This is a genomic window from Nocardia sp. NPDC049707, from assembly GCF_040674855.1.
Classification (GTDB): Bacteria; Actinomycetota; Actinomycetes; order Mycobacteriales; family Mycobacteriaceae; genus Nocardia.
Genome location: NZ_JBFANN010000003.1, coordinates 223,946 through 248,326 on the forward strand (window position 1 = coordinate 223,946; position 24,381 = coordinate 248,326).

The following is a 24,381-nucleotide window of genomic DNA, read 5'->3' on the forward strand; positions in this document are numbered from 1 at the left end:
CTTATGCCGGGGTAATCGCAATCCCGACTGAGCCGTCCGCGCCCTTGAACAACTTCTGCAGGCGGATCAGCACGGTGCCGATGATCCCGTATTTGCGCGAGACGAGATCGCGCACCCGCTGCGTCCCTGCCGCATCCAGCACCTCGGCGTTGCCCGCGAACTTCTCCTCGCTCTTCGGGCGGCCACGGCCGTCGCAGATCTGCAGGGTCACCGCCGGATTGCGACGAATCCGCTTCACCTTCCACGTCTTCGAATTGGTCCACACCACGATCCGCTCGCCGTCCGGAGCCACCCATACGGGGACGCCGACCGGCGAACCGTCCTTCTTGTAGGTGGTCAGCAGGGCGAAACCGCTGGTGCTCACTTCGTTCCAGGTCATACCGAAAACGGTATGCCGGAGCGACGTCGGCGACATCCGTATGGTGTCGGCACGAAGTACGAGGCCGACGTCGAGGCACTCCACGCTTCCAACACGACCATGGGAAGGTGCACACTTGTGACATGGAGGTATGCGAGCTCACCGTCTTCGCGTTGACCGCAGTGCCCCTGTCCCCGCCGCGGTCCTTGCGCCGGGCCCAGGCGTCGACGTCACTGCGGCCGGCGTGATCGTGCCCGCCGGCAGCCCGAAGCCTGAGTCGCGCGGCCCGTTGAACGGCATCTCGGACGTACGCGCGTTCTTTCACACCAACGCCGTGCCGCTGTACTTCATCTCGCCGACCCCGTTCAACCTGCTAGGCATCGACCGCTGGGTACGGAACTTCTTCTACCTGACGTACTTCGACTCTTTCGAGGGCGCCCATCCGCGGGTGTTCGTGCCCCGGCAGCGCGATCGCAGGGATTTCGGGTCCATGGGAGATGTGTGCAACCACCTCCTGCGTGATCCCGAGACACTCGAGTTCATCGCGCACCGAGGGCCCGGTGGCAAGGCCTGCTTTGTGATGCTCGACGAGGAGACCCAGGCCCTCGCGCACGAGGCGGGGCTCGAGGTCATGCACCCGTCGGCGGAGCTGCGCCATCGCCTGGGCTCCAAGATCGTCATGACGCGCCTGGCCGACGAGGCGGGTGTGCCGAGCGTGCCTCATGAGATGGGGCGGGTCGGCTCCTACGACGAGCTGCTGGCGCTCGCGGAAAGTGGCGGGCTGGGAAATGACCTGGTCGTCGAGGCCGCTTATGGCGACGCCGGGACGGCGACGTTCTTTGTGCGCGGCCAGCGCGACTGGGACCATTACGCCGGTGACCTCGTGGGGCAGCCGGAAGTCAAGGTCATGAAGCGCATCCGCAATGTCGAGGTGTGCCTCGAGGGCGCTGTGACCCGCCACGGCACCGTGATCGGCCCCGCGATGACGAGTCTCGTCGGTTACCCGGAGCTGACTCCGCGCAAGGGCGGCTGGTGCGGCAACGACATCTGGCGCGAGGTGCTGCCGCCCGCACAGACGCACGCGGCGCGAGAGATGGTACGAAAACTGGGCGACGTCCTCCACCGCGAGGGATACCGCGGCTACTTCGAGGTGGACCTGTTGCACGACCTGGACTCCGACGAGCTCTACCTCGGCGAGGTGAACCCGCGCCTCAGCGGCGCAACCCCCATGACGAACTCGACCACCGAGGCGTACGCCGACGTGCCGCTGTTCCTCTTCCACCTGCTCGAGTACATGGACGTGGAGTACGAGCTCGACGTCGAAGAGATCAACTCGCGCTGGGAGCGGGGCTATGGCGAGGACGAGGTCTGGGGTCAGCTGATAATCACGGAGACCTCGCCGGATCTCGAGCTTTTCACCGCGACCCCACGCACCGGTGTGTGGCACCTCGACGACGACCGGGGCATCTCGTTTGCGCGCCGGGACAGCGGCTGGGACTCGCTGATCGACGAGTCCGAGGCCTTCTACATGCGTGTCGCGGCGCCTGGCGATTTACGCTGCGAGGGCGCCCAACTCGGCGCGCTCGTCACCCGCGGGCACCTGCAGACCGACGACTACCAGCTCACCGAGCGCTGCCGGCGCTGGGTCGAGGGCATCAAGGCGCAGTTCGCCTCAACACCCCTGGCTCCGGCCACGCCGATCGTCTCGCGGCTCGTCGCACGAGCATGACTGGAATCAGCGCACCCTTGGCCATCCGACCACCCGGCGATCCCGTGAAGCCGCGCGCATGATCGGCGGCGAAGCTGGTCGCGTCTCAGCCGGTATCTCACTGGACAACTGGCTGTCGTCGCCACATTCGCATTGGTCCTTTCAGCACGTCGAAGACTTCGTGCCGACCGCGATAATCTCGCGCGGAACCGGGCCAGCCGCAGCGTTACCCGCAGCCAGTGCTCCGATGGCCGAGATCCGGGTGACCCGCGCTGATGGGGTGGCGACCACCGTTGGCGCTGTAATGGCCACCACCGCTACCGACGGGTGGGCCGTCGCCCACCGCGGTTCGATGGTGGTCGAGGAGTACTTCGACGGCTTGGGGGCCCAGACCCGGCACCTGCTGTTCTCGGTGAGCAAGTCGCTGGTGGCAGCCGTGGTCGGCGCGCTGCACGGGGGCGGCGCGATCGAGCTCGACGCGCCGGTCACGGCATTCGTTCCCGCCTTGGCGAACTGCGGTTACGCCGGTGCGACGGTGCGCCATCTGCTGGATATGAGGTCGGGTATCACCTTCTCGGAAAATTACCTCGACCCGGACGCGGAGATACACATCCTCGAGCAGGCGATCGGGTGGGCGCCCAGGAGCAGTCCGGGCGTCCCCGCCACGCTGCGTGACTTTCTGCTGACCTTGCGGCAGAAGTCGGCTCACGGCGGCCCGTTCGAATATCGCTCGTGCGAAACCGACGTACTCGGCTGGATCTGCGAGGTCGCCGGCGGCCAGCGGATGCCCGAACTGATGTCGGAACTGCTGTGGAGTCGCATCGGCGCCCAATGCGACGCCACCATCGGCGTAGACGCGGTCGGCACCGGAATATTCGACGGCGGCATCAACGCCTGTCTCACCGACACCATCCGGTTCGGGTCGCTGTTCTTGCACGACGGCGTGTCGTTGACCGGCCAGCAAGTGATGCCGTCGGCGTGGATCGCCGACACTCTCGACGGCGGGCCCGACTCGCGTCAGGCGTTCGCCGCCAGCCCCGACGACAACCGAATGCCCGGCGGGATGTACCGGAACCAAGTGTGGTTTCCCTACCCGGGCAGCAACGTCGTGTTGTGCCAGGGCATGTGTGGTCAGATGATCTACATCAACCGCGCCGCGGAGATGGTCGCCGCCAAGTTATCCACCCAGCTGCACTCTCAGGACCCGCAAATGCTGTTGGACACACTGCGCGCATTCGATGCTGTGGCACACGAACTGGCTCGAAATCACTAGTTACTTCGCCCTGAAACACCCGGATCGGCGGTAGGGCGGCTGGTTCGCGGGGCTGCTGAGAGCGAATGACCGTACTCGTCACGCGCCATCTCGCGCTCCTCAGCAAGTTCCGAACTCGCTTTGGGCGCATAGCGAGGGTTACATAGATAGATGCGCATATATAAATACCTATCTGCCTAATCGCAACGCATCCGCGCCGGCGAGCCACCGCGTGAGTCATACGCTCGAGTTAGGCAGTGGCCTCGGTCTTTCGTCGATCATGAGCCTCGCGCCCGTTGGTGCCGCTGTGTCGATCGGCACCGGATCACCCGGCGGCCCGCTCCCCCGCCCCAGAACGCGACTCAGCCTGATCATCGATGTCGCCATCAACTCAGTTGGCGTGGCGATGGGCTACTGGACTGGAGCTCGGGCTCGCCAGACGACATCGCCTCCATCGCCTTAGGACGGATCAACGCGCCAGCGCCCTAATACTTTTCGATGATACGTATTATCAAACCTCTTGATGTACACATCAACTTCGCAGCTGCCGCGGGACGGGATCGCAAGGGCAAGTGGCGAAACCGACCCCGTCGGAGCACGCCCTCAGACACCAACCGCTCGGCGGCGGTAATGCGGGCCGTGCATCCCCGGATCGCACTGTCATCGCGGGCGGACAGAGTCCCGAGAGCGGCTTCGATCATCTCCACAGTGTGAGATCGGAGTCGGGCGGTGGGCAGTCGCAGTTCTTGGCGCGAATTCCGAAGGAAACGAAACGCTCCTGGACGCCGCCGCCAGTGATCATGCGCTCAGCGCGCGCGAACGCTGTGAAGCCGGCCAAGACACCGTCGACCCGGATCTCGTAGCGACATGAGCGCTGATGCCGGATTTCCGAGCTGATAGGCGCTCCTTCTTCGGCGTCCGATTCAGCGGATGCCGGGCGTGCGCGGATCCGGACCGAGGCAGACTTGAACGACGCAGCCTGGCGGGGTATCCGCTAATGGTGGTGCCAACGGGTAGTTCAGGCAGCTGAGGACATTGCAGCCCGGATATGCCGCGGGCCCGACACCGAAGACGGCGAGCAGCAGATTCGTATCCACGTACTCGCCCGGATCCTCGCTGGTCGGCGGTTCGACATACGGACCGGGATCGGGCACCGGATGGTCCTGGAATGCCGCGAACAGTCGGCGGAAGAATTCGTGCGGCAGCTCCGTGGTGTTCTGCAGGGCCGCCGCAATGCCCTGGTTGCTGACACTTCCGAAGGCTCCGGTCCACACCACCGTCAAATCCAGACTCGGCACGATGAAGACGTTCTGCATGCCGAGTCCGACCATGAAGTACATGTCGGCGGGCTGGAAGTCGGAGTTCTCAGAGCATCCGAGGCCGATCCAGAACAGGTAGCCGAAGCACTTGTTCGCTGATGACGGCTGGCGTGCCATGCGCAGATAGGTCTCGGAGACGACTTGCCGCGTGCCCCAGCGTCCGTTGTTGCTCACCAGCAGGCCGAGCTTCGCGAAATTGTTCGGCGGGATCAGCAGATGGGCGTATCCGTAGGTGTGACCGGCACGATCGCGCGCCCAATAATAATCACCGCGTTCGATGCCGAGCGGATCGAAAAGCTCGCGTTGCGCGAACTGCTGCAATGGCTCACCCATGGCCAACTCGATGATATAGGCAAGCAGATCGACAGCGCGTTCGCTGTAACTGAATGCCGCGCCCGGCGGATTCTCCAACGGCACTCCGAGCGCCTGCACGGCACTATTCGGATCGATCGGAATCACCCCGGTGATACCCTCGGAGAGTATAGCCACCGCCAAGCCGGACGATTCGGTCAGCAGATTCTCCACGGTGATCGACCGATGCTGCGCATCACCGAGTCCGGGCGGCAGATACCGATCGATCGGCGCCTCGATATCGAGTTTCCCCTGATCCCAGGCTATTCCGGCGAGCAACGACACAACGCTCTTCGTCGCACTCCAGACATTCCAAGCGACATTTCCGGTCTGATCATTCGTCGGGCCCTCGCCGATCAGGCAGTTGCGCCGGAACACCTGCACATTCAACCGATTACGCCCACTCGCGAATGCCAAGGCATCCGCGAGTAGTCCCGAATCCAGTCCAACCTGTTCCGGCGACGCCCGTTCCGGCTCCCGCCCGGACGACACTCCACACGACAGCTGCTCGGCGGGCACGGCGGGCGCGCCCCCAGCGACAACGCTCCCCGCAACCAGCGATACCGCCGCAGTTCCGGCCAGGAATCTGTAAATGCGACCCATAGCGGAAGGCTATCGTGCCCAATCGGGCCAGAGCGGACGACAGGCTGAATCAACACTGCTCCATCAACCAACCCAAGATCCCGAAAGATCGCCCGTGACTGCCTCCAGCGCAGCAGACCGCCAGCCGGGCAATCCCGCCGGTGGTTCTATCGGTGATCTGTGACGTCACCTGTCGGTGGATGTTGGCGTCGGTGCGGGGCGGGAGATGTTCGTATCGGCGGATTTTGACGTCGTGATCTTGGTTGCGGTGCGAGGATGCGTGTGCTTCATCCCGTTTCTCGCGTGGAAGAAGGTCACCGGTCCCGGTCCGGTTGATCGGGCGCCAGGTCAGAGTCGTGCTGCACGCCAACCACCTGATCGTGTTCGACGGCCGCACCGAGGTCGCCCGCCACGAACGATCACCTGCCAAGGCTGGAACCCGGTTGGATCTCGACCACTACCTCGAAGGGCTGCTGCGCAAACCGGGCGCGTTGCCCGGGGCGACCGCGCTCGAACAGGCCCGGATGACAGGGAAATTCACCCCGGTCCACAAGAGCTGGTGGGCCGCCGCGCGACGCGCGCACGGCAGTAGGTCTTCGACTGTGATTGGGCACCAGCCGTTTTCGGCGGGCGATGGATATCCTGCGGCCGTGACAGTGCACACGCAACGTCCTCTGCTGTTCCTAGACGTCGACGGAACTCTCCTCCCCTGCGGCGGGGCACGGTCCCCATCGACCCCGGAAGAATGGCGAGACTGGCAAGACCACTCGAATCCGCAGTTGGCCAAGCTCGTTCCCGAACACGGCCCGCGCCTGCTGGCGTTGTCCTGCGATCTCGTCTGGGCGACCGCGTGGATGCACGACGCCAACAAGGTGATTGCCCGCTACTCGGCCTGCCGCAGCTGCCAGTGGCCGATCTCCCGGACGCGCCGCAGGAAGACGTGGTGGGCTCCCTGCACTGGAAAACCCGAACCCTCGTGGAAACTGCTGCCGGGCGTCCATTCGCCTGGGTAGACGACGAGATCACCGATCTCGACCGCGTCTGGGTGTCAACCAATCATCGAGGACCGGCCCTGCTGCACCGTGTCGATGCCCCGACCGGCCTCACCGACACCGACTTCCACACTCTCGACAACTGGCTTGCGGCACGCGCTGCCGTGATCAATCGACACCTAGTCGAAGACACCTGTCCACAACACAAATACGCTGGTCAACAACACAATTCGCCTGTCGGAGCCGAGATAACCGCGGTGATCGTCGACCGCCTCACCTTCGGCGGCCACATTATCGAAACCGGCACCGACTCCTACCGCCTCGCCCAGACAGCGCAAGCAGCGGCCGCGGCGAGATGGCGTCGGATTTCACCGATAGATCGCTGGTCAACACGCAGAAACCGCTGCCACGGGCAATTACCATCAACGATTACGCCGTCTGAACAACCGGATCCGCCCGCACGCCAAAGACCCTGCGCGGGCGGACACTTCCTATGTAGGGTCCCGGACTGGCAGGAACCCATCCCGGCGCGGATATACGTGCCAGCACAAACCCGGATAGCACGTGGGTCTCGAAGGCTGCGGTCTCATCCTCGGTCGCTGGAGCCCGCAGCTCGCGTACCCCCGCTACGTTGAGATTGTGCCTTGCCCTCACCGTTGGGGCGCAGTGACGTCACTATTCACCGTCACGATCACGGCTGAACTGACACATTAGGCGTCCGACTTCGCCGATAAACGACGCCGGAATTCGGCTCTCGCACATATTCCGTGATCGTCGGCCGCTGCGGTCAGCCCGAGATGCACTACTGGACAAGTGATCACGTGGAACTGACAGTGGCATCTCTCGGCCGATGCCGCCACCACTTCCACCTGATCGGCCGACCAACAGCGCAGAACGTGATCTGATGTGGAGGCGAATACTGTTGAGTGAGCGATCCTATGGGGGCGCGTCACGCAATGTGTGCCAGATCCCGGAATTCACTAGCACAACCACCGCCGGCCAGATCCTGGCAGGATCTGATGGTTGACAACTAATCTGCTACCTGCCAGACCGCGCGGTATGCCCACTAACTAGCCGATGTTCGGACAGTGCCGAATCTGATGGGGCGGACAGCGGATCCGGCCGCGTCTGTTTAGTCGGGGACGAACCAGGGGTGACATGCGATCGATGAAGGTCCGAGCCGGTGACGGAACTGTGCTGCACGTCGGTGTCACGGGAGCTGGCCAGGATGTCGTCGTCTTGTCGGGTGGACCGGGCTGCATCCACTATCTCGAAGACGACATGTTGGCACCCCGTGGAATGCGGGCGTGGTATCCGGAGCCCAGGGGTGTCGGACGCTCCGAGGGTGGGCCGCACAACCTGGCTCAGGCTGTCGCCGATATCGAGGCGGTGCGGCGAGCCCAAGGCATCGGCAGCTGGGGAGTGCTCGGCCATTCCTGGGGCTCGGACCTGGCGGTACGTTACGCGCTGGATCATCCCGATCGAGTCCGATCTGTCGTCGGCGTCGCCGGACACGGATTACACAAGGACCGGACCTGGTCGCAGGCATACGAGTCCGCCCAGCACCGTGAATCCGACCTCGAAATCGCCTGGGAACCAAACGTTCACACCGCACTGAGCGCGTCGTTCGTGGAGTGGATCCACGAACCCGACCTGTTTCGGCAATTGGCCGACACCGACGTATCCATGAGTTTCGTCGCGCCGCAGCACGATATCCGCCCGTCGTGGCCGCTGCGACAACTCGCCGCCTTGATCCCGAACGGCAGGTTCGAGGAAGTACCCGGAGTCGACCACAACCTCTGGTCCACCGATCCGCAGGTGTGGGTCGACCTCATCACCAGACTGTGCGCATAACCGAACATCCCGCGCGCTTGATCACACTGGACGGGCAGCCATCGAAGCGATCGGCCCCAACCTGTACGCCCCTGCCGCCGCGTGGCGGCGGCGAAAGCCAAACGGGCACAGGAGATCAGCGTCGCCGATTCGGACAGAAAGTTTGGGCGAGTTCGTTGCAGCACGCCTGATGCATCCAGGTACTGCTTGATGTGCCGAGTAACCAAACCGAAGTCGACACCTGTCAGGGCAGGTATGCGAACCGGTTGGTTCTTGAATCCTGTTGTGACACAACGTGTTCGACACTCCCGGCTACGGCAGCTGAACGTCCGGAAATGCCGAATATCGCGCAGGCTGGCACCAACCCATTACCGCATGGTGCCGTACTCGGCCGGGTCGACGTCACCACCGCTGCCCGCTCGCCACGTCTTCCGCGACCGGATTCGGCAAACACTGGCGGTGGCGGCGCGCGATCGCCCGCGGGGAGATTCCCGACAGCATCGATCCTGCCCAGATGGCGAAAACGCTTGTGGCGCCACTCTATTTCCGTGTCCTGATCACCGGCGAGCCCGTCGATGAAAGCACCGCCGACGCGGTGGCACTGACAGCCGCACGCACCCGCTTGTTCACCAACGACTGAATGCCGCATATCGGTCTGTTCGGGAACGCGGCGTTCTCCACTCGGCAGCGCGATAACCTGTTCTGCTTTCCGTAATGCTGTCGGTGGTCCCACGACTGGCAACGTGGGTGGTCCCACGACGGCAAACGACAGCCAGGGCGGGCCTTGGCCCGGCGGGATCAAAATTCGCCGTAATCCATTGTGCCCTCGTGGAATTAAGAGGTAACAAACCGGTGTACAACTCTGCCGGGAAAATCGTCAGATACATCGCAAAGACCTATTTCCGAGACACCGACGGAGCGCTCCGTCTGGTCACAGCCAGTGGCCGCAGCCAACCCAAAGCCAAAGCGGCGCTGGATGATAAGCTCAGCAGCCGCGTTGCTCCGTCGAATGCAGCCGTATCATCGGAAACCCTGATCGGTGCGTTTGCCGAGCGATGGCGAGCCAGAATCGAACGATCGAACCTATCGGTCGATACCAAGCGCCGGTATGGAGAGATCCTGGATCTGCACATCTTGCCCGAACTGGGCAAATTCACCGTCGGCGAATGCACCAGCGCCGTCTTGGAAGGCTTCCTCGACGATCTCGGAGAGAACGGATCGGAAAACCCACCGCGAAACTGGCGAAAACATGCCTATCCGGGATGTGGACCATCGCAAGCCGGTACGGGGCAGCACCGGGCAATATCGTCGAACTGCTGGCCCCGATCATCGTGGATGACAAGCCCGTCGTCGCGTGATCGACTACCGAAGTCCTCGCCATTCGCGCGGCACTGCGTCAGGACTGCCCTTGGCGGCGTTTACGTTCCGCAGTGAACTCCCACCACGGACGCGGCGGTCCACCGTCGGCCTGGTCCACCACGGACATGAACGTATCCAGCAGGCAAGGGTCGTGTGCGCGGCCATCGAGCGCGCACAGTTGCTCGAACATTTCGAACGGGTCCCGGCCGACAAGTTGGTCCGGCTCGGTGATGTCGAGCCGGGCCAAATATCCCACGATCGCGGGACCGACGTTGGCCATCAGCAGTAGATCGGACTTTCCACTCATGAGTGCACCTCGCTGCGCTCCGCTCCAGCACGAGCGATCGGCTCAGCTGTATATATTGCGCCGACCCCCGCGTTGTCGAGTACATCCGCCAGCAGTCCGACCTGTTCGCGGGCGGTCGCACAGGGGAACAGCACCACATCGTCGGCGCCGGCTGCGGCCAGTCGCGGTAGTTCCTCGATGATTCGATCGGGATCGGTGAGTAGGTCCGGCTGGATCTGGGGAAAATATTGCTGCCCGTAATAGTGGGTCACGTATTCCTCGGCTACCCGGTTGGCGTTCTGTCCTAAGACCGTGTCTCACGTCGTTGTAGTTCGCTCGATATGTGTTGTAACCGGTTGTGCCGCATGATGTCTGGTCGTGGTCGATGATCTGTCGCAACGTCTGGTCCCGGATGGGTTGTGGGCGCTGGTCGAGCCGTTGTTGCCGAAGTTCGAAGCTCGCCCGCAGGGTGGTGGCACGGCGCCGGTCGATGAGCGGGCCGTGTTCACCGCGGTGGTGTTCGTGCTGACCAGCGGTTGTGCGTGGCGGATGCTGCCGCCGTCGTTCGGGGTGACCGTCCCGACCGCGCATCGCCGATTCACCGTCTGGACCGAGGCCGGTCTCTGGCGGCGATTACACCGCGCGGTGCTGGACGAGCTGGGTAGCCAGGGCTTGATCGACTGGTCGCGGGCGGTGATCGACGCGGCGTCGGTGCGAGCGAAAAAAGGGGCGATATGACCGGCCCGAGCCCGGTCGATCGAGGCAAATCCGGTTCGAAGATCCACGTGCTGTCCGACCGTGTGGGACTGCCTCTGGCCGTGGGTATTTCGGCAGCCAATACCAACGACGCCGAAGCGATGCGCCCGCTCGTGCGGGCGATCCCGGCAGTGCGGTCGCGGCGCGGGCCACGCCGACGCCGACCGGCAAAGCTGCACGCGGACAAGGCATACGACCACACCGAGCTGCGCCGATGGGTCCGTGACCGGGGCATCGGCGTCCGGATCGCCCGCAAGGGCATCGAATCCAGCGACCGCCTCGGCCTTCACCGCTGGGTCATCGAACGAACAATCTCCTGGCTGACCGGCTACCACCGGCTCAACATCCGCTACGACCGGAAGGCCACGCACTTCCTGGGCTTCCTCACCCTCGCCGCAGCATTGACCGGCTACAAGAAACTAGCGAAGGCGAAATCAGCGACATGAGACACGGTCTAAGCAGAAGTAGCGCTCAACGACGACCCGCGGAGATCCGGTCCGACCGACCAGCGACCACTGCCGACGAACACTCGCGGCTCCTTCGCGCAACATCTCCAGGCCGAAGGAGGGGGCCACCCAGCCGTCGGACAGCGTCGCTGCCCGACGGAATGCGGCGGGTACGAGTCCGCCGAGCAGAATGTGGGGGCGCCCTTCGGGCAGCGGCGGCATAGACCCGGACGCGCCGGTCACCGACCCCTTCCACACGTCACGCATTGTGCTCAGCATCGCTTCGAACGCGTGGCCCCGCCCCTGCATCGAGACGCCACTGGCCGCGTAATCCTCCGGCCAGCCGCCCATTCCGAGCCCAACCCCGAGCCGACCGGCCGAGAGCTGATCGATCGAGGCGATCTGCTTCGCCACAGCCAAGGCATTCTGTCGATATCCGATGTTGAGCACAGTCGTCAACAACTCGATCCGCTGGGTGCTCGCGGCAGCGGCGGCCAGCGCAACGAGCGGGTCCAGGTTGTCGTAGATCAACCGATCGATCACACCCAGGGAACGGAATCCGCGCTCCTCGCTCTCCGCGGCCCACCACCGGATCGACGAGGCATCCACCCCTGGTATGGCGGCTGGCAGTCCAATCCCGATTCTCAACGGCTCCTCCGATCACTGTTTGCCGATGAGTCAACACGCGCGGAAGTGACAAGTCTTGAACGAATCGGACATCCACATGACTTGTACGGATTCTCGGACGTCGAGTCGACTCGACGTGAGTGAGTGAGCTGCCATTCAAACCTTGGTGGATCTACCACCTCATGCCGGTCGACGGCCTGCTTGCCATCGCGCTGTAGCCGATGGCGAACCCAAGGTTGGGCGATGGTCAGCGTTCGTGTCCGTCGGTGCCGCGTAAACGCTCGAATTCTGTAGCGCAGTGGGACGAAAACACCGTCACCGCGTCACGATGATCGTGCACCAACTCCCGCAAGCGCCGCTGGTTCTCGACCCGTGACGAGCGCAGCGTGTCCAACGACCGCTGGAACACACTCGCTCCCAACGGCATACGCGGCCGACGTTCCATCTGGCCGTGAAAGGAGTATGCGTCCCCGGCATGCAACAGCCAGCCATTCCCGGTATCGACCGCAACTCCAACGTGCCCGCGGGTGTGTCCTGCCAACGGAACCATCAGTATCTCCGTGGGCAGCCCGCGTAACTCCCGCACCGCTCGGAGGCCGAACAAATGGTCATCACGACTGTCGGACTCCCCGTATGCCATCCACTTGGGTCCGTGTTCGATCTGCACTGGCCTATATCGGAACCGCTCCCGACGTCCGTATGCACCGGTCATGGCATCCAGCTCGGCCTGATAGACGTGCACTGTCGCTTCCGGGAAATCGGCCAGGCCGCCCGCATGATCCAGATCCAGATGAGTCACGATGATGTCGCGCACATCCTCACGCGCGAATCCCAGGTCCTCCACGTGCCGGGCAATAACCTGATCGAGAACGGGTCTCGTGCGTCGAATGATCTGCCGCCCCACCCACACTTCGGGCCTGGTCACCGCTTGCTCTCCATAGCCGGTGTCAACCAAGGCCAACCCTGTCGAGTGCTCGATCAGCAGGCAGTGACACGCAGTCGCTGCCCGGCGGAGCACTCCCGGCTGGCCGTCGATCAAACGGCCCCCAAGAGGCCGCGTCCCCCCGCCGTCCAGATGATGGACACGCACGAATCTGCTCCTCCGCGATTTCCCTGGCTGGTCGGCAACGTACACGCTCGGCAATCTACTGCGAGAGGTTCAGCTGTGGCCAGTAAGGCTAAAACCCCTGTGCTAGCTGCGAATTGATGTGCACTGTCACGGTGAAGGGGCAAAGTTTGCTGTTCAGCCTCGGGGCAGACGCGGGACTCGTCGGGTTCCCGGCGTCGTGGAGGTCCGGATGGCGGCCGAACCGGGTATGACGTACCCGCCTGCCTAGTCGATGATGGATTCGGTGGCTCTGGGACTCGCGTTCGTCGTAGCGGACAGCACCGACGAACTGGACTTCAGGTGCGCCGAAGTCCGCACGAGAGTCGGCGATTTCTTTGTGGGCGAGCGGCATCCCTGACCCGACTCACCTCGGCCGCAATCGTGACTGCTCGGCGGCGCCTGTGATAACGCAACCGGCACCGCGATGTTCCGGTTCCGTGGACGACGCAAGGGTGCGGTGATCACGTCGATCACCTCGTTCGGCATGATCCACAACCATGGGTGATTTCTTCGAACGGATCGTCGATATCGAGGTGCCGGCCGCGGAAGCGGAGGCGCTGGCCGCGCGGATGCTGGATTGGATGATCGCCGAGCGGCTGCTCACGCGGGAGATGTCCAGCGACGCGATGTACAGCCTCGGCGTGGACGAAGGCTATGTGCCCGGGCCTGATTGGATGCGGATCACCGAGGAATGGGGCGATGATTGGATCCCCGGTCCGGTCGCCGTGATCATCGGGCGCGACGACCACTACGGTGGACAAGGCGCGATCGAACCGGAGTCCGCCGAGTGCCCGCACTGTCATACGAAAACCGTCATCATCGACTACCCGCAGCAGTGGGAGGCCGATCCAGAAATCTGGCAGCCGTTCGCAGACGGCATCGACGCGTGGAAGCAGACCGGCACCGGAACCGTCGCCTGCAGCTCCTGCGGCGACCTCATCTCGGTCACCGAGTGGGAATGGCCGTGGGGCTTCGCTCTCGGCGCACTGGCCTTCGACTTCTGGGGCTGGCCGCCTCTCACCGACAGCTTCGTCACCGAGTTCGCCGCACAACTGGGGCACCGCATCGAACATCACACGGGCAAGTTCTGAGAGATTCGCCGCGGGGCAGGGTCGATCGAGGTTCAGCTACGCTGCTGAATCCCACGTCGGTCACTGGTGAACTGTAGCGTCGGACGGCCAGGGCCGAGATCGGTTGATCTCGGTGAACGTGACGTCACCGTCGAGCGTGCCTCAGTGGCTGGGTGTCTCCGAACTCTTCTGCCGACGAGAGTGCGCTGGCATCATCGTGATCGAGGCTTCGCAAGATCGACCGCCTGACCTCTCCACGCGGCACCGGACTCGATGGTGTTCCAGAGTGGTTGGCCCTCAAGCTGTTTCGTACTCGACATTTGAAATCCGTAGTGAACCCAGGTCATTCGAAATGCATGGACGCCTGGCTTGAGGGGGCCCGCGGTGCACGGGGCTTGCCCTAACCGATGGTTACGTTCGGCGTGTCGGTCCCGCCGTGCGTCGGCACATCGGTGAGGCGAGCCGCCATGCGACAACTGGATGTTCGTTGTGAGCCGAAGGAGACGTATCGCCCCTTTCGGCTGGGAGGACTGGGAGCACATGTGGTTCTTCAAAGACAACAGGGTCGCGTCCTACGACGGCAACAACAATGTGCTCCGTGTAGAGATCTGGAGAGCGCTCTCCACCAACTCGCCGTCGGAGTTCCACAGGGACATCGACGCATTCGCGTTCGACGCCTGGTACCTGTGGTTCTTCAAGGGCGAGCGATACTGCGTATTCAACGGCTATACGGAGCAAACACGCGAGCACGGGTCTATTCGCGAGCGGTTCCCCGGCGTGCTGAGTTAGTGCCGGCTCATGAACATACTGTCCGCGTCGCCGCGCCCAACTGCTGAATAATGCCGCAGGCGACCCCACCTTCGAGCCGTTCTCGTCAATTTCAGCGACGGGTACCGCGACGTAGAATCCCTCACCAGAAGGGTGCTCCTCGTTACTTCCGATTCAACCTTGGACAAGTCGAATCATCACAACTCGGAGCACCTTTCGCCATTCCGCGGAAACAGTCAGCTCAACCGGCGTGAACGGCCGAGGTCAGGGTGCCGATCGCCCTCGGTTCCGCCGGATGAAGGCGGGTAAACCTTACCTCGCCCGGTTCGGTCGCGACGGGTGTTGGCCGCCGCGGGCGCATATCAAGGGACGGTAACCGTCACCGGCTCGGTGAACGGCATTCCGCCGGTCGAGGTGTCGTCGAAACAGCCGCCCCGGGCGCTGATGGTCGTGCCCGATTCGAGCCCTTCCAACGTTGTGGTCACGGTCTGGCCGGGGCCGGCCAGGGACTCCGGGGCGCTGTTGCCGAAGAAGCGGTGATTGTTCTCGGGGCCGACGCCGGCTTCCGCCCAGCACCGGCCGGTGCCATTAGGGTTTTTTATCGTCGCTGTCACGGTTCCCGGCGCGGTGCCGGCGAAGGTGACCTCGGGAGCCTGCAGCGGCGCTTGCGCGTTCGCCGGCGCGGTGACCGGGCCGAACGCGACAAGCGCAGTGAACGCGGCCAGCAGAATGGATCCGTTGATTCGCTTATTTGTCACAAACGAACCTTACCGGAAGCGAGTGAGTGAGCCGAATGTTGGCTTCCACCACGGGATTCCGAGCACATTCGACTGTTGGTCAGTGCCGCGCTCTTTCGCCGGGCCTTCGGTCCGGCGTGACCGGATTCGGGTTGGGTTTTCGTTGCGTGTGCGCAGCGTATGGGCAGACTTGGGTTCCCCGCAGTCAGGTGTCTTCCGGGTTCCACCGGCCCGGAGTGATGCCCTTTCAGATTTGTCGGAGCGGTTTAGTGCTGGTCAGCCGGGCTACAGGTGGCCAGCGGCGATGAGGAGCAAGCCGGCTCCGGATGCGTGGCGAGACAGGGACAGCCGGACACCGCGGACATGGCGGGCGATTCGGCTGGCGATTGAGAACAGCTGCAGGCGAGGGGTTTTCGGTTCCCAGCGGCGGGCTGGGTGGTCGTACGGGGCGTGCATCTGCAGCCAGCGGCCGATGCGAGAGTCAGCGCGGCGATGGCGCACCAGATGCGGTTGGCGTTGATTCGATGGAATTGCTCAGTCGCTCAACAGGATTCGTTTCCAGAGAAGGCCCGTTTTCGCGCGCCTGAACATCTGGCGTTTGATCATCTTGATTCGGTTGACACACCCCTCGACCTGGTCCGCCGCTGCAGGGCAGCGTCAATCCGGCGGTGACCGCATCAGGTCGCCGCGCACGCCGCGGACGAACGAGTGCAGGCGCGCTCCTGATCGGTCAGCCGGGCCTTGGCGCGGAACCGGCGGAAGAACTCGCTCACCGTTGCGGTCAGCGAGATTGTGTCGTGGGTCGGGAAAGCGATCACGGCCATAACATTGCTCCTTGACGAAAACCTAACTGCTGCAATATCTCCCGGCACGCTGACCGGCCCTACGGGGTACTCAGGGCATGCGGAATCCACATCGCCCCCCTCATTCAGGCGCGGTGCCGGCGAAGGTGGTCGATGCTCGAATTTCTGCGGTGTCAGGCGTTCACGGGGCTGCAGCAAGCTGGGAACGAAGCATGTTTTCGAACCGGACTCGGATACGGACTATCTCCGGACTTCATTGCTCGTCCCTCACCTCCTTGCAGCCGGGATGTACGCGGACGTCACTACTCGTCGCGCCAGAACACAGGGGGGATAGCCCCAGGAAAACCTGAGGGCGAGCACCCCTCTCGTCAGAGCTTCGGCACTGCACGACGTATCCGACTACGCGGGAAGCCACCTGGGGTTACCCCTTAATCCGGGGAAACCTGTCCTGAGCCTGGACGTCTCTCGACGGCTGTCAACGGCAGGCGAATCGTTGCTCTGGCACGAATTTCGTGATTTTGGCTGTGCGGCTGCAGGTTTGGTGGTCGGTAGAGGGTCGGCGTTCAGATTTCCGGTGTCCATCCAGAGGTCTGAGCCCACGTCTGTGCCCGCTGGGTGATTTCGGCAATCAGTGGGCCCTTTGCGTCGGCGTATGCATTCATATCGGTCCAGTCTCTTTGCGCGAGCTGATGTTTGAGTTGTTCGTATGCCATGCGGTCGGCGGCGTCGAGCCTCAGCCAGTCACGGAAGAGGAGGTGGCGGCGTTCCCAAGCGCTGTCGAGGGAACAGATGTGGACATGGACATCACGGCGCGAGGTTCGCACCATACGGTGGCCTCGTTCCCGGACCCGAAGTTGGTAGCCCGCGGCAAGTAGCGCATCGAGATAGGCTGCCTCATCCTCGACATCGGGGACGCTGAGGTCGATGTCGATGATCGGTTTAGCGGAAAGACCCGGCACCGACGTCGAACCGATGTGGTCGATGCGCCGCGCGGTGCCGCCAAGAGCGTCAGCGATGCGGGCACGCTCTTCGATGAAGCGTTGCGGCCAAACGGCGTCGTAATCGACGATCTGAATGTCGCGCTTTTCTATGCCACCGATCAGTTCTGTTCGATCGTTCACGTGGACCATCCTCATAGATGGGCGCAATGTAGAGGATAGAAGCCCTGAAGCTCACCAAGTCCGCACTCGAGGTCAGCTTGTACCCCTGTACGGTCTCCAATCGCCGCGTAGGGGTTGCTCAGTCGCTCAACAGGATTCTTTCCGGAGGAGGTCAGGTTTGGGGCTCTGGCGCATATTCCGTGATCGTCGGCCGCTGCGGTCAGCCCGAGATGCACTACTGGACAAGTGATCACGTGGAACTGACAGTGGCATCTCTCGGCCGATGCCGCCACCAGTTCCACCTGATCGGCCGACCAACAGCGCAGAACGTGATCTGATGTGGAGGCGGATACTGTTGAGTGAGTGATCCTATGGGGGCGCGTCACGCGATGTGTGCCAGATCCAGAATTCGCGTGCTGCCGACAACGGCGTCGGATCAGTGGCCTGTGTTCGAACAGGAGTCTCACCCAGCGGGGTGCTGATTGACGAGGCAAAGCGTGACAGCCGAAAAGCGATTCGCCAATTCGGGCGGATCACCCAATGGCTATCTCTAACTGCTCGGCCATTTTGGACGACCAGCAGAAGACCCACGATGCGACACAAAAACAGGCTAACGACTCAGGAGATGCACTTCACGCGCAACACAATAGTTGGTCTTGCACCTCGTCAGCCGAGATCAGCCGACCGGAACGCTGTCGGGACGAAAGCGCGAGTTAGGTATGTAAACCCTTCCTACGCAATGGTTTACCTAATTTCGGGCAGCCTTACATTGCTGGCACGGCGTCGGAAAGCCGATTAGCGTTGGCCCCGTGCTTTTGATGAACGGCGGAAATTCAGCGGTCCTGCCGCACTCCGAGACCCACGGCAACGGGCTTGCCGCACGGCTGAATTGGCTGCGCGCGGGCGTGCTGGGCTCGAACGACGGAATCGTTTCCGTGGCGGGCATCGTCATCGGCGTGGCGGCCGCGACGGCCGATCGTGGCACGATCATGACGGCGGGTATCGCGGGTCTGGCCGCGGGTGCGGTATCGATGGCCCTCGGTGAGTACGTATCGGTCAGCACCCAGCGCGACAGCGAACGGGCGATCCTCGAGGTCGAGCGCCGGGAACTGGCCGAGCAGCCCGAAGCGGAGTTGGCCGAACTGGCGGCTATCTACGAACACAAGGGCCTGTCGCCGGTGACGGCCCGGAGGGTGGCCGAGGAGCTGACTGCGCAGGACGCATTCCTGGCGCACGCCGAGGCCGAACTCGGGATCGACCCGAATGAGCTGACCAACCCTGTGCATGCGGCGGTGTCATCGGCGATCTCGTTCACCCTTGGCGCCCTGCTTCCGCTGCTGGCGATCCTCGTCCCCACCGCGATCCGCGTCCCGTTCACCGCGGGCGCGGTGCTGGTCGCGCTGGCATCGACCGGCGCGGCCGGAGCCTGGCTCGGGCAAGCACCGGTGCGGCCCGCGACGATCCGGGTGCTCATCGGCGGTGCCGTGGCGATGCTCGTGACGTACACGGTCGGCCATCTGGTCGGTGTAGCCCTGTAGCGGTGTCGAATCCGGCCCGATACTGACCTCTAGGTTCCGGGTGCCGCCTGCCTGCAACGCGAAGTCGCCGCCCGCGAAGCCCACGGCGGCGAGGGCCACATCCGCGCCGCCCGCTTCCCATCACGAAAGTCGTTGAAGGAGTTTGGCTTCTACCACCAGCGCTCGTTTAAACGCGGCATCATCACTCATCTGGGAACCCTGGACTTCGTCACCGCCCGCGAGAATGCCGTGTTCCTGGGCCCGCCCGGAACCGGCAAGACGCATCTGTCGATCGGGCTGTCCATCCGCGCGTGCCAGGTTTCCGGCCGAGTGAGCCTCGGCCAGGCGCGCAACCCATTTCGGCCGCTGGGGAGAGGTGTTCGGCGATGACGTCGTCGCCGCGGCGATGATCGACCGGCTTGTCCACCACGCCGAGGCCATCTCCCTCAAAGGCGATAGCTACCGGCTCGAGGGCCGCGACCTCGGCCGCGTCCCCGCGGCCGAGACCAACAACTGACCTCGAGCACACGATATGCGGCAGAAGAGGACGTTCCTACCGCCCGCACGCGATGCCCGCTCGTTGCCGCTGGGGGACGGTGGTGCAGGTGAAGAGATTGTCGCGCAGGTCAAAACAGGAAGCGGCTTACGGTCTGCGGATGAATGACGAGCCGGACGTAGTCTGCGGCCAGGATCCCTGCGAGGTCGGCGGCGCGGGCCGGGTCGTCGAGATCCCAGTAGCGGGTGGCCAGGCGGGCGGCCAGGTCGTGCGCCCCGTCGGGTTCCACTGTGGTGCGGCCGGCGACCGAGAGCCAGCGTTCGCGTTCACCCACCGGGGCGGCGACGACGATCGAGGCGCGGGCGTCGTTGCGCAGGCGCCGCACTTTGAGCGAGTCCGGCTCCGTGAACAGCTGGATCGTGCCCTCGGCAGTGGCCTCGAACCACACCGGCCGGGGCTGTGGCGGAAGTGGCCCCCCGGCCACGGACAGGAATCCATGCAGAGGGCGCCGCAGGAACTCGAGGTCCTGGGTGGTCAGTGCATTGGTGTTGGTGCTCATGATGCCGATTCAACACCGCCGACTCGGACGATCCCATGGGTAAGGCGCCGGATCCCCTGCGTATTCGTCTAACCTCGCTGAGGTGGACGCGTTCAGTGACCTGCTTCGAGGGGTGCGAGCCCACGGCTCGTTGTTCGGCAGCTCGACGCTGTCCCCGCCCTGGGCACTGCACTTCGTGGACGGCGCGCCGCTGACCCTGTGCACCGTCTTGTCCGGAGCCGGGTGGATCGTGCCGGAACACCGTCCGCCCGAACCGCTTCGCGCCCGCGAGACGATCGTCGTGCGCGGCCCCGCGACGTTCACCTTCGTCGACGAGGTGGGCACCCTGGCCGAACCGATCGCGTGCGGCGAGTTCTGCGCGACACCCGAGCAGGGCGGGACCCACCACCGGCTCGGCTGGAACGACACCGGTCACGGCGGAGTCGACCCTGATGCGACCACCTTGATCGTCGGCGCCTATCCGGTGCGCGGCGAGCTCAGTCGCCGGCTGCTGGACGCGCTGCCCGACGTGCTGCGCGTGGACGCCGACGGCACGGCTGAGGCCGTGCAGGATCACCTCGCCGCCGAAGTCGCTGTCGACACGCCGGGCCAGCAGGTAGTCCTCGACCGGCTGCTCGACTGGATGCTGGTCTGCGCACTGCGCGAGTGGTTCGACCGGCCCGACGGCGCACCCCCGGCCTGGTGGGCCGCTCAGCGGGACCCGGTGGTCGGCCACGCGCTGCGCCTGCTGCATGCCGAACCAGCCGCACCTTGGACGGTCGCCGCGCTGGCCGAGCACACCGCGGTGTCGCGTTCGACGCTGGCCAAGCGGTTCACCGACCTGGTCGGCGAACCGCCGCTGACCTACCTCACCCACTGGCGCATGGCACTCGCGGCGGACCTGCTGCTCGAGCGGGACGCCGCAACCGTCGCGGACATCGCCCGCACCGTGGGCTACGCCGACCCGTTCGGGTTCAGCGCGGCGTTCAAACGAGTCCGAGGCGTCAACCCGAGCGAGTTCCGGCGCACCGCGACCACAGCCTCCCCCGCGATCGAGCGGCTCGTTCCAGCCAGCACCACCCCGGCCGGCTCGAACGCCTGAGAATCAGCCGGCATCCACGTCGCGCCACGCCGGGCAACGCGGGCATCCACGACGGGTGTATTGCCGTCGAGCACGACCGCGGTGCCACGCTGGCCAGCCCGGTCACAGCGAACCGCTTCGGTGTGGACTCCACCTCGGTGTTTGTGCGCTGCGCCGATAGCAGACTTCGACGATCGACCGCAGCAGCTGAGACAGCGTGATAAACGCGCTGGATTCGGCACTACTGGACGGTCGTCGGAGCCGGGTGGGTCACGGTTGAGTCGGAAGAGGCGGGTCACGGATGGGGATCTGTCCATTTTTCGTGAACAGTTCTGGAGCGAGCAACTGGGTGCGCTTGTGTGTCTGCTCGGTCGCCGCAGTATGCCCATCGCCATCAGGAAATGGTTCGACAGTCCCGATACGGTAGGTGCGTGATGAGGAGAAGTCCGCAAGAGAAGAAGCAGCTGAGCTACGCCAAGGACCGCCGCAACGCCTACGGCGAGAACGATAAGGCGTCGCGGAAGAACCTGCCACGTAAGCGGGCACGGGTACACCGCGCCAATCGGCATCGGGCCCACCAGGATCTGCTTGCAGCAACCGGGCTGGTCGACACCGAAACGTCAGACGTTGCCGAGCTGCGGCTGAGGGGTCGCAGGCCCAAAGAGTTCCGAAAGCAGCCGGACCTCTCGTTGGGCGAGTATCTGCGCCGGAAGTCAAGAGCCCGATAGCAAACCTGATTGCGCGGTGCCTGTTCGGCGAAAGTTTTTCTGCCGCAATCGGAGTTGTCACAGAACAACCGCCTCACCTGCAATCGGATCAGCACCTCCCGGCCAGTGATCGCGGTATCGGACAACCACCGCCGATAACGACTATGAACCCGCCGGGACAACCACCCGCACCCTGGGCACGCGGCCGGCTCATCACCCGTCCTCGCATCGATCCGCACCCTGGCCCCTGCCAAGTCCACGCTGTCGATCTGCAGCCCGACCAGATGAGGGAACAGGACCACCATCGGTCCAAGACCAGAACACCGGCCACATGATCGATCATCAAGCGTCCGTTGGCAATCCAGGACGGATCAATCACACAAACCGTGCCAGATCCACGGATGGGCCGGAGTTGACAAGCAGTGGCACAGTGGCCAGTTCGACACGGGCAAAGCGAGGCGATGGCCTGCCGTGGGTCTGACCGCGACGGATTCATGGTGTGAGGTCACGGCAGGTCGCTCGTAGTGCCCAGGCCGGGGCGCGGTCCGACTTCCGCATCAGCGAACTCCGTCGAATGCGGCAGTGGTGCTCGCCGCACAGCGCCGAATCAGGACGACTTGATAGCTGTCAGAAAACGCAGGCTGTCGAACATTTGGTTCAGCGGCTCTTCGACCGGTGCCATGGGACGGTCATAGCAATCGGCCAGTTCCTGCAGGTCCAGGGATGACGTGGTCCAGCCGTGGGCGGCGAGCGATTCAGCCGGATCGGTGCGTTCGTCGGTGTAGAACAGTGACGCGAGGTCGACCTTGCCGAACGGGGTGTCTTTCAAGTAGTCCGACTCTTGCTCGGCAATGTGGCCAATGTCGACGCCCGTGCCGACAATCTCCGCCGCCACCGCGCTCCCGGGTGCCGAAAGCTGTTCGATCCGCGCGAACAAGGCATCATGTGCGGCACCTGGCAGGTAGGGCAGCAGCCCTTCCGCCGACCATGCGGTGGGCGAGGTCGGATCGAATCCTGCCTCGACAAGCGCCGCGGGCCAGTCGTCGCGCAGATCAACGGCTACCTCGCGCCGATCCGATCTCGGCGCGGTGCCGGATTCGGTGAGCACCCGGTGTTTGAATTCCAACACTTTGGGCTGGTCGATCTCGAACACGACCTCGCCTGCCGGCCAATCCAGCCGGTAGGCCCTGGCATCGAGCCCGGCAGCCAGGATCACCGCCTGGGGCACCGGCGCCGCCGTAGACAGGAAGAAATCGTCGAAGAACTTACTTCGATATCCGATGAACCCAGAGGTGAACGGGATCTGCGCCCACAACGTCGGATCGGTGATCAGTCGGTTCATGTCCGGATCACCGGATGCCACCACGAACCGGGCGGCGTACTCATCATGGATGAGGGCATCCGGCCGTTTCGTCTCGATAGCGCGCGCGGCCGCGACGCCGAGCGCTGTCATGCCGACGCTGCTCACAATGTCCCAGGTATCGCCTTCGGTACGCATATGCCGTCCTCGAAGTTTCCTGATTGCCGTGGCTATAAACTTGATCATACGACTTAGCGGACTACGGATCCGGATGCCCGGCGGTAGCCGCCCACACGCCCCCTCCATACTGCGCCTCGGCAGGACAAGATGCCGGCGCCGCTATCGACTCGAACAAGCGGTTGCTCTCTTCGGCAACTTCGGTTGTCTCGGCGAGCATCGACTCGTCGTCCACGATCCCGCGTCCAGGCCGGCGCAGCAGACGCTCCAGTGCTGCCACAGCTTGTCGCGTTCGTGCTCGAGGACGCTGCCGAGCGTCAATTGTGTCAGCCGGATTCGCGGTGGCGTCCTGGACGCGCCGGTGCTCGCCGCGCACCTCCGCGCAACCGCCGAACGCCTTCGGAAAGCAGCGGGCGCGAATCGACAAGAGATGTGCCCTGAATTTCGGTGAGCGGCAACCCCGGTCGGGCGAATTCCGCGGAAAGCCCGGCCGGGACTACCCGTTCGAGCGTTACTCGAACAGCTCGCGTCAGCACGTCACTGATTGGCGCCCGCGATACCGCCGATGATTCCCCCGATGACACAGCCGGGCAGGAATCCGACGACAATGAACAGCAGCCCGATCAGCGCGCCGACGGCGCATCCGATCAATACACCCGCGACCGTGGTACCCGCATCACCGATGAACTGCAGCGGTGCCGAGTGCGGTGCCGGAGCGCTGACCGGCGTCAGCGTCAATGTCGTTGCCGTGGCATCGACTTCGGGTGTGACACGCACCTGCTGACCCGCCACCGTCTGCAGTGTGGTCGGCACGGTGGCGACCACTGAGCCGTCGGGTGCGAGCACCGTGATGCCCGCCTCGGGCGTCAGGACGAACTTGCCCGAGGCCAATGTGATGGTGGCATCGGAGCGGTCCTTCGCCACCGCCGCAGTGTATTGGACGCCGTGATCCATGCCGTTGAGAACGGTTTCCGACGACACTTCAGGCGAGCCGTAGGCGGTGGCCGCGGTGATGCCTGTCGCGGCAACGGTCAGAACTGTTATCGCTATCAAATTTTTGATCTTCATCAGGATTTCCAATCATCCAGCCGATTCGATCGATGAATCCGA

At 63.9% G+C, this 24,381-nt stretch carries 22 protein-coding genes and 4 pseudogenes; 13 read left to right on the forward strand and 13 right to left on the reverse strand.

The genetic code is table 11. The features are described from left to right. Position 1 precedes the first annotated feature (1 nt). Entirely contained in the window at positions 2–379 is a 378-nt protein-coding gene (locus AB0J29_RS05335; RefSeq protein WP_364779600.1) for a PPOX class F420-dependent oxidoreductase, read from the reverse strand. A 223-nt stretch (positions 380–602) separates the two neighbouring features. Here AB0J29_RS05335 and AB0J29_RS05340 point away from each other — a divergent pair, with 223 nt between their 5' ends. Both AB0J29_RS05340 and AB0J29_RS05345 read left to right on the forward strand, forming a co-directional pair. Then, positions 603–2,087 carry a biotin carboxylase gene (locus tag AB0J29_RS05340; protein ID WP_364779603.1) on the forward strand — a complete coding sequence of 495 codons (1,485 nt, stop codon included), beginning with the start codon at positions 603–605 and terminating at the stop codon, positions 2,085–2,087. Between the two features lie 58 nt (positions 2,088–2,145). Continuing rightward, positions 2,146–3,339, forward strand: coding sequence for a serine hydrolase (locus tag AB0J29_RS05345; RefSeq protein WP_364779606.1), 1,194 nt, complete (start codon positions 2,146–2,148; stop codon positions 3,337–3,339). A gap of 902 nt (positions 3,340–4,241) precedes the next feature. Here AB0J29_RS05345 and AB0J29_RS05350 read toward each other — a convergent pair. Further along, positions 4,242–5,591 (reverse strand): serine hydrolase, encoded by a 1,350-nt coding sequence (locus AB0J29_RS05350; RefSeq protein WP_364779609.1) that lies wholly within the window; start codon positions 5,589–5,591, stop codon positions 4,242–4,244. A gap of 299 nt (positions 5,592–5,890) precedes the next feature. Here AB0J29_RS05350 and AB0J29_RS05355 point away from each other — a divergent pair. The 4 genes and pseudogenes from AB0J29_RS05355 to AB0J29_RS05370 form a co-directional block, all read left to right on the forward strand. Continuing rightward, positions 5,891–6,157: pseudogene (locus AB0J29_RS05355) on the forward strand (IS21 family transposase); the annotation flags it as partial. A 653-nt stretch (positions 6,158–6,810) separates the two neighbouring features. Then, positions 6,811–6,894: pseudogene (locus AB0J29_RS05360) on the forward strand (AAA family ATPase); the annotation flags it as partial. Between the two features lie 835 nt (positions 6,895–7,729). Beyond that, positions 7,730–8,416, forward strand: a complete 687-nt coding sequence (locus AB0J29_RS05365) for an alpha/beta hydrolase (RefSeq protein WP_364779612.1) — start codon at positions 7,730–7,732, stop codon at positions 8,414–8,416. 346 nt (positions 8,417–8,762) lie between these two features. Beyond that, positions 8,763–9,035, forward strand: a complete 273-nt coding sequence (locus AB0J29_RS05370) for a TetR-like C-terminal domain-containing protein (RefSeq protein ID WP_364779991.1) — start codon at positions 8,763–8,765, stop codon at positions 9,033–9,035. Between the two features lie 756 nt (positions 9,036–9,791). Here AB0J29_RS05370 and AB0J29_RS05375 read toward each other — a convergent pair. After that, positions 9,792–10,061 carry a helix-hairpin-helix domain-containing protein gene (locus AB0J29_RS05375; protein WP_364779615.1) on the reverse strand — a complete coding sequence of 90 codons (270 nt, stop codon included), beginning with the start codon at positions 10,059–10,061 and terminating at the stop codon, positions 9,792–9,794. Further along, on the reverse strand, positions 10,058–10,312 hold the full coding sequence (locus AB0J29_RS05380; RefSeq protein WP_364779618.1) for a hypothetical protein: 255 nt from the start codon (positions 10,310–10,312) through the stop codon (positions 10,058–10,060). Before AB0J29_RS05380 ends, AB0J29_RS05375 begins: the two co-directional genes overlap by 4 nt. 118 nt (positions 10,313–10,430) lie before the next feature. On the opposite strand from AB0J29_RS05380, the gene AB0J29_RS05385 reads away from it, so the two are divergent. Continuing rightward, positions 10,431–11,242 (forward strand): IS5 family transposase gene (locus tag AB0J29_RS05385; RefSeq protein ID WP_364779994.1). Its coding sequence is split into 2 segments (ribosomal slippage): positions 10,431–10,766 and positions 10,769–11,242, totalling 810 coding nucleotides; the frame shifts between segments, so codons are not numbered across the junction. Here the strand turns inward: AB0J29_RS05385 and AB0J29_RS05390 are convergent. After that, complete coding sequence (locus AB0J29_RS05390) at positions 11,231–11,890, reverse strand: LLM class flavin-dependent oxidoreductase (protein ID WP_364779621.1); 660 nt, start codon at positions 11,888–11,890, stop codon at positions 11,231–11,233. The two genes, AB0J29_RS05385 and AB0J29_RS05390, sit on opposite strands and share 12 nt — an antisense overlap. A 226-nt stretch (positions 11,891–12,116) precedes the next feature. Beyond that, positions 12,117–13,004, reverse strand: coding sequence for an MBL fold metallo-hydrolase (locus tag AB0J29_RS05395; RefSeq protein WP_364779623.1), 888 nt, complete (start codon positions 13,002–13,004; stop codon positions 12,117–12,119). A gap of 470 nt (positions 13,005–13,474) precedes the next feature. On the opposite strand from AB0J29_RS05395, the gene AB0J29_RS05400 reads away from it, so the two are divergent. Then, the gene (locus tag AB0J29_RS05400) at positions 13,475–14,068 is read left to right on the forward strand and encodes a hypothetical protein (RefSeq protein WP_364779625.1); all 594 of its coding nucleotides are present in this window, start codon (positions 13,475–13,477) and stop codon (positions 14,066–14,068) included. Between the two features lie 468 nt (positions 14,069–14,536). Next, entirely contained in the window at positions 14,537–14,836 is a 300-nt protein-coding gene (locus tag AB0J29_RS05405) for a hypothetical protein (RefSeq protein WP_364779628.1), read from the forward strand. Positions 14,837–15,177: 341 nt separating this feature from the next. Here the strand turns inward: AB0J29_RS05405 and AB0J29_RS05410 are convergent, their stop codons facing one another. The 3 genes from AB0J29_RS05410 to AB0J29_RS05420 form a co-directional block, all read right to left on the reverse strand. Beyond that, positions 15,178–15,573, reverse strand: a complete 396-nt coding sequence (locus AB0J29_RS05410; protein WP_364779631.1) for a hypothetical protein — start codon at positions 15,571–15,573, stop codon at positions 15,178–15,180. A gap of 656 nt (positions 15,574–16,229) precedes the next feature. After that, the gene (locus tag AB0J29_RS05415) at positions 16,230–16,376 is read right to left on the reverse strand and encodes a hypothetical protein (RefSeq protein WP_364779634.1); all 147 of its coding nucleotides are present in this window, start codon (positions 16,374–16,376) and stop codon (positions 16,230–16,232) included. Between the two features lie 542 nt (positions 16,377–16,918). Then, positions 16,919–17,485: a GrpB family protein gene (locus AB0J29_RS05420; RefSeq protein WP_364779637.1), complete on the reverse strand. Its 567-nt coding sequence runs from the start codon at positions 17,483–17,485 to the stop codon at positions 16,919–16,921. A gap of 788 nt (positions 17,486–18,273) precedes the next feature. On the opposite strand from AB0J29_RS05420, the gene AB0J29_RS05425 reads away from it, so the two are divergent. Both AB0J29_RS05425 and AB0J29_RS05430 read left to right on the forward strand, forming a co-directional pair. Next, positions 18,274–18,993, forward strand: a complete 720-nt coding sequence (locus AB0J29_RS05425; protein ID WP_364779997.1) for a VIT family protein — start codon at positions 18,274–18,276, stop codon at positions 18,991–18,993. 42 nt (positions 18,994–19,035) lie between these two features. Then, positions 19,036–19,489, forward strand: a pseudogene (locus AB0J29_RS05430) (ATP-binding protein); the annotation flags it as partial. A 109-nt stretch (positions 19,490–19,598) separates the two neighbouring features. On the opposite strand, the gene AB0J29_RS05435 reads toward AB0J29_RS05430, so the two are convergent. Next, positions 19,599–20,027 carry a pyridoxamine 5'-phosphate oxidase family protein gene (locus AB0J29_RS05435; protein WP_364779640.1) on the reverse strand — a complete coding sequence of 143 codons (429 nt, stop codon included), beginning with the start codon at positions 20,025–20,027 and terminating at the stop codon, positions 19,599–19,601. Positions 20,028–20,109: 82 nt separating this feature from the next. Here AB0J29_RS05435 and AB0J29_RS05440 point away from each other — a divergent pair, with 82 nt between their 5' ends. Together AB0J29_RS05440 and AB0J29_RS05445 are read left to right on the forward strand one after the other, a co-directional pair. After that, entirely contained in the window at positions 20,110–21,108 is a 999-nt protein-coding gene (locus AB0J29_RS05440; protein WP_364779643.1) for an AraC family transcriptional regulator, read from the forward strand. A 410-nt stretch (positions 21,109–21,518) separates the two neighbouring features. Beyond that, positions 21,519–21,815: a hypothetical protein gene (locus AB0J29_RS05445; RefSeq protein ID WP_364780024.1), complete on the forward strand. Its 297-nt coding sequence runs from the start codon at positions 21,519–21,521 to the stop codon at positions 21,813–21,815. 65 nt (positions 21,816–21,880) lie between these two features. Here AB0J29_RS05445 and AB0J29_RS05450 read toward each other — a convergent pair. The 3 genes and pseudogenes from AB0J29_RS05450 to AB0J29_RS05460 form a co-directional block, all read right to left on the reverse strand. After that, a pseudogene (locus AB0J29_RS05450) lies at positions 21,881–22,099 on the reverse strand (transposase family protein); the annotation flags it as partial. A 302-nt stretch (positions 22,100–22,401) separates the two neighbouring features. Next, positions 22,402–23,292 (reverse strand): class I SAM-dependent methyltransferase, encoded by an 891-nt coding sequence (locus AB0J29_RS05455; RefSeq protein ID WP_364779646.1) that lies wholly within the window; start codon positions 23,290–23,292, stop codon positions 22,402–22,404. Positions 23,293–23,808: 516 nt separating this feature from the next. Further along, on the reverse strand, positions 23,809–24,339 hold the full coding sequence (locus AB0J29_RS05460; protein ID WP_364779649.1) for a hypothetical protein: 531 nt from the start codon (positions 24,337–24,339) through the stop codon (positions 23,809–23,811). Positions 24,340–24,381: the final 42 nt, after the last annotated feature.

What these genes read in the sequence shown, in the direction of transcription:
- AB0J29_RS05335 (WP_364779600.1), bottom strand. Translation starts at nt 379, where the DNA reads ATGACCTGGAACGAAGTGAGCACCAGCGGTTTCGCCCTGCTGACCACC.
- AB0J29_RS05345 (WP_364779606.1), top strand. Translation starts at nt 2,146, where the DNA reads ATGATCGGCGGCGAAGCTGGTCGCGTCTCAGCCGGTATCTCACTGGAC.
- AB0J29_RS05350 (WP_364779609.1), bottom strand. Translation starts at nt 5,591, where the DNA reads ATGGGTCGCATTTACAGATTCCTGGCCGGAACTGCGGCGGTATCGCTG.
- AB0J29_RS05365 (WP_364779612.1), top strand. Translation starts at nt 7,730, where the DNA reads ATGAAGGTCCGAGCCGGTGACGGAACTGTGCTGCACGTCGGTGTCACG.
- AB0J29_RS05375 (WP_364779615.1), bottom strand. Translation starts at nt 10,061, where the DNA reads ATGAGTGGAAAGTCCGATCTACTGCTGATGGCCAACGTCGGTCCCGCG.
- AB0J29_RS05400 (WP_364779625.1), top strand. Translation starts at nt 13,475, where the DNA reads ATGGGTGATTTCTTCGAACGGATCGTCGATATCGAGGTGCCGGCCGCG.
- AB0J29_RS05415 (WP_364779634.1), bottom strand. Translation starts at nt 16,376, where the DNA reads ATGGCCGTGATCGCTTTCCCGACCCACGACACAATCTCGCTGACCGCA.
- AB0J29_RS05420 (WP_364779637.1), bottom strand. Translation starts at nt 17,485, where the DNA reads ATGGTCCACGTGAACGATCGAACAGAACTGATCGGTGGCATAGAAAAG.
- AB0J29_RS05425 (WP_364779997.1), top strand. Translation starts at nt 18,274, where the DNA reads ATGAACGGCGGAAATTCAGCGGTCCTGCCGCACTCCGAGACCCACGGC.
- AB0J29_RS05435 (WP_364779640.1), bottom strand. Translation starts at nt 20,027, where the DNA reads ATGAGCACCAACACCAATGCACTGACCACCCAGGACCTCGAGTTCCTG.
- AB0J29_RS05455 (WP_364779646.1), bottom strand. Translation starts at nt 23,292, where the DNA reads ATGCGTACCGAAGGCGATACCTGGGACATTGTGAGCAGCGTCGGCATG.
- AB0J29_RS05460 (WP_364779649.1), bottom strand. Translation starts at nt 24,339, where the DNA reads ATGAAGATCAAAAATTTGATAGCGATAACAGTTCTGACCGTTGCCGCG.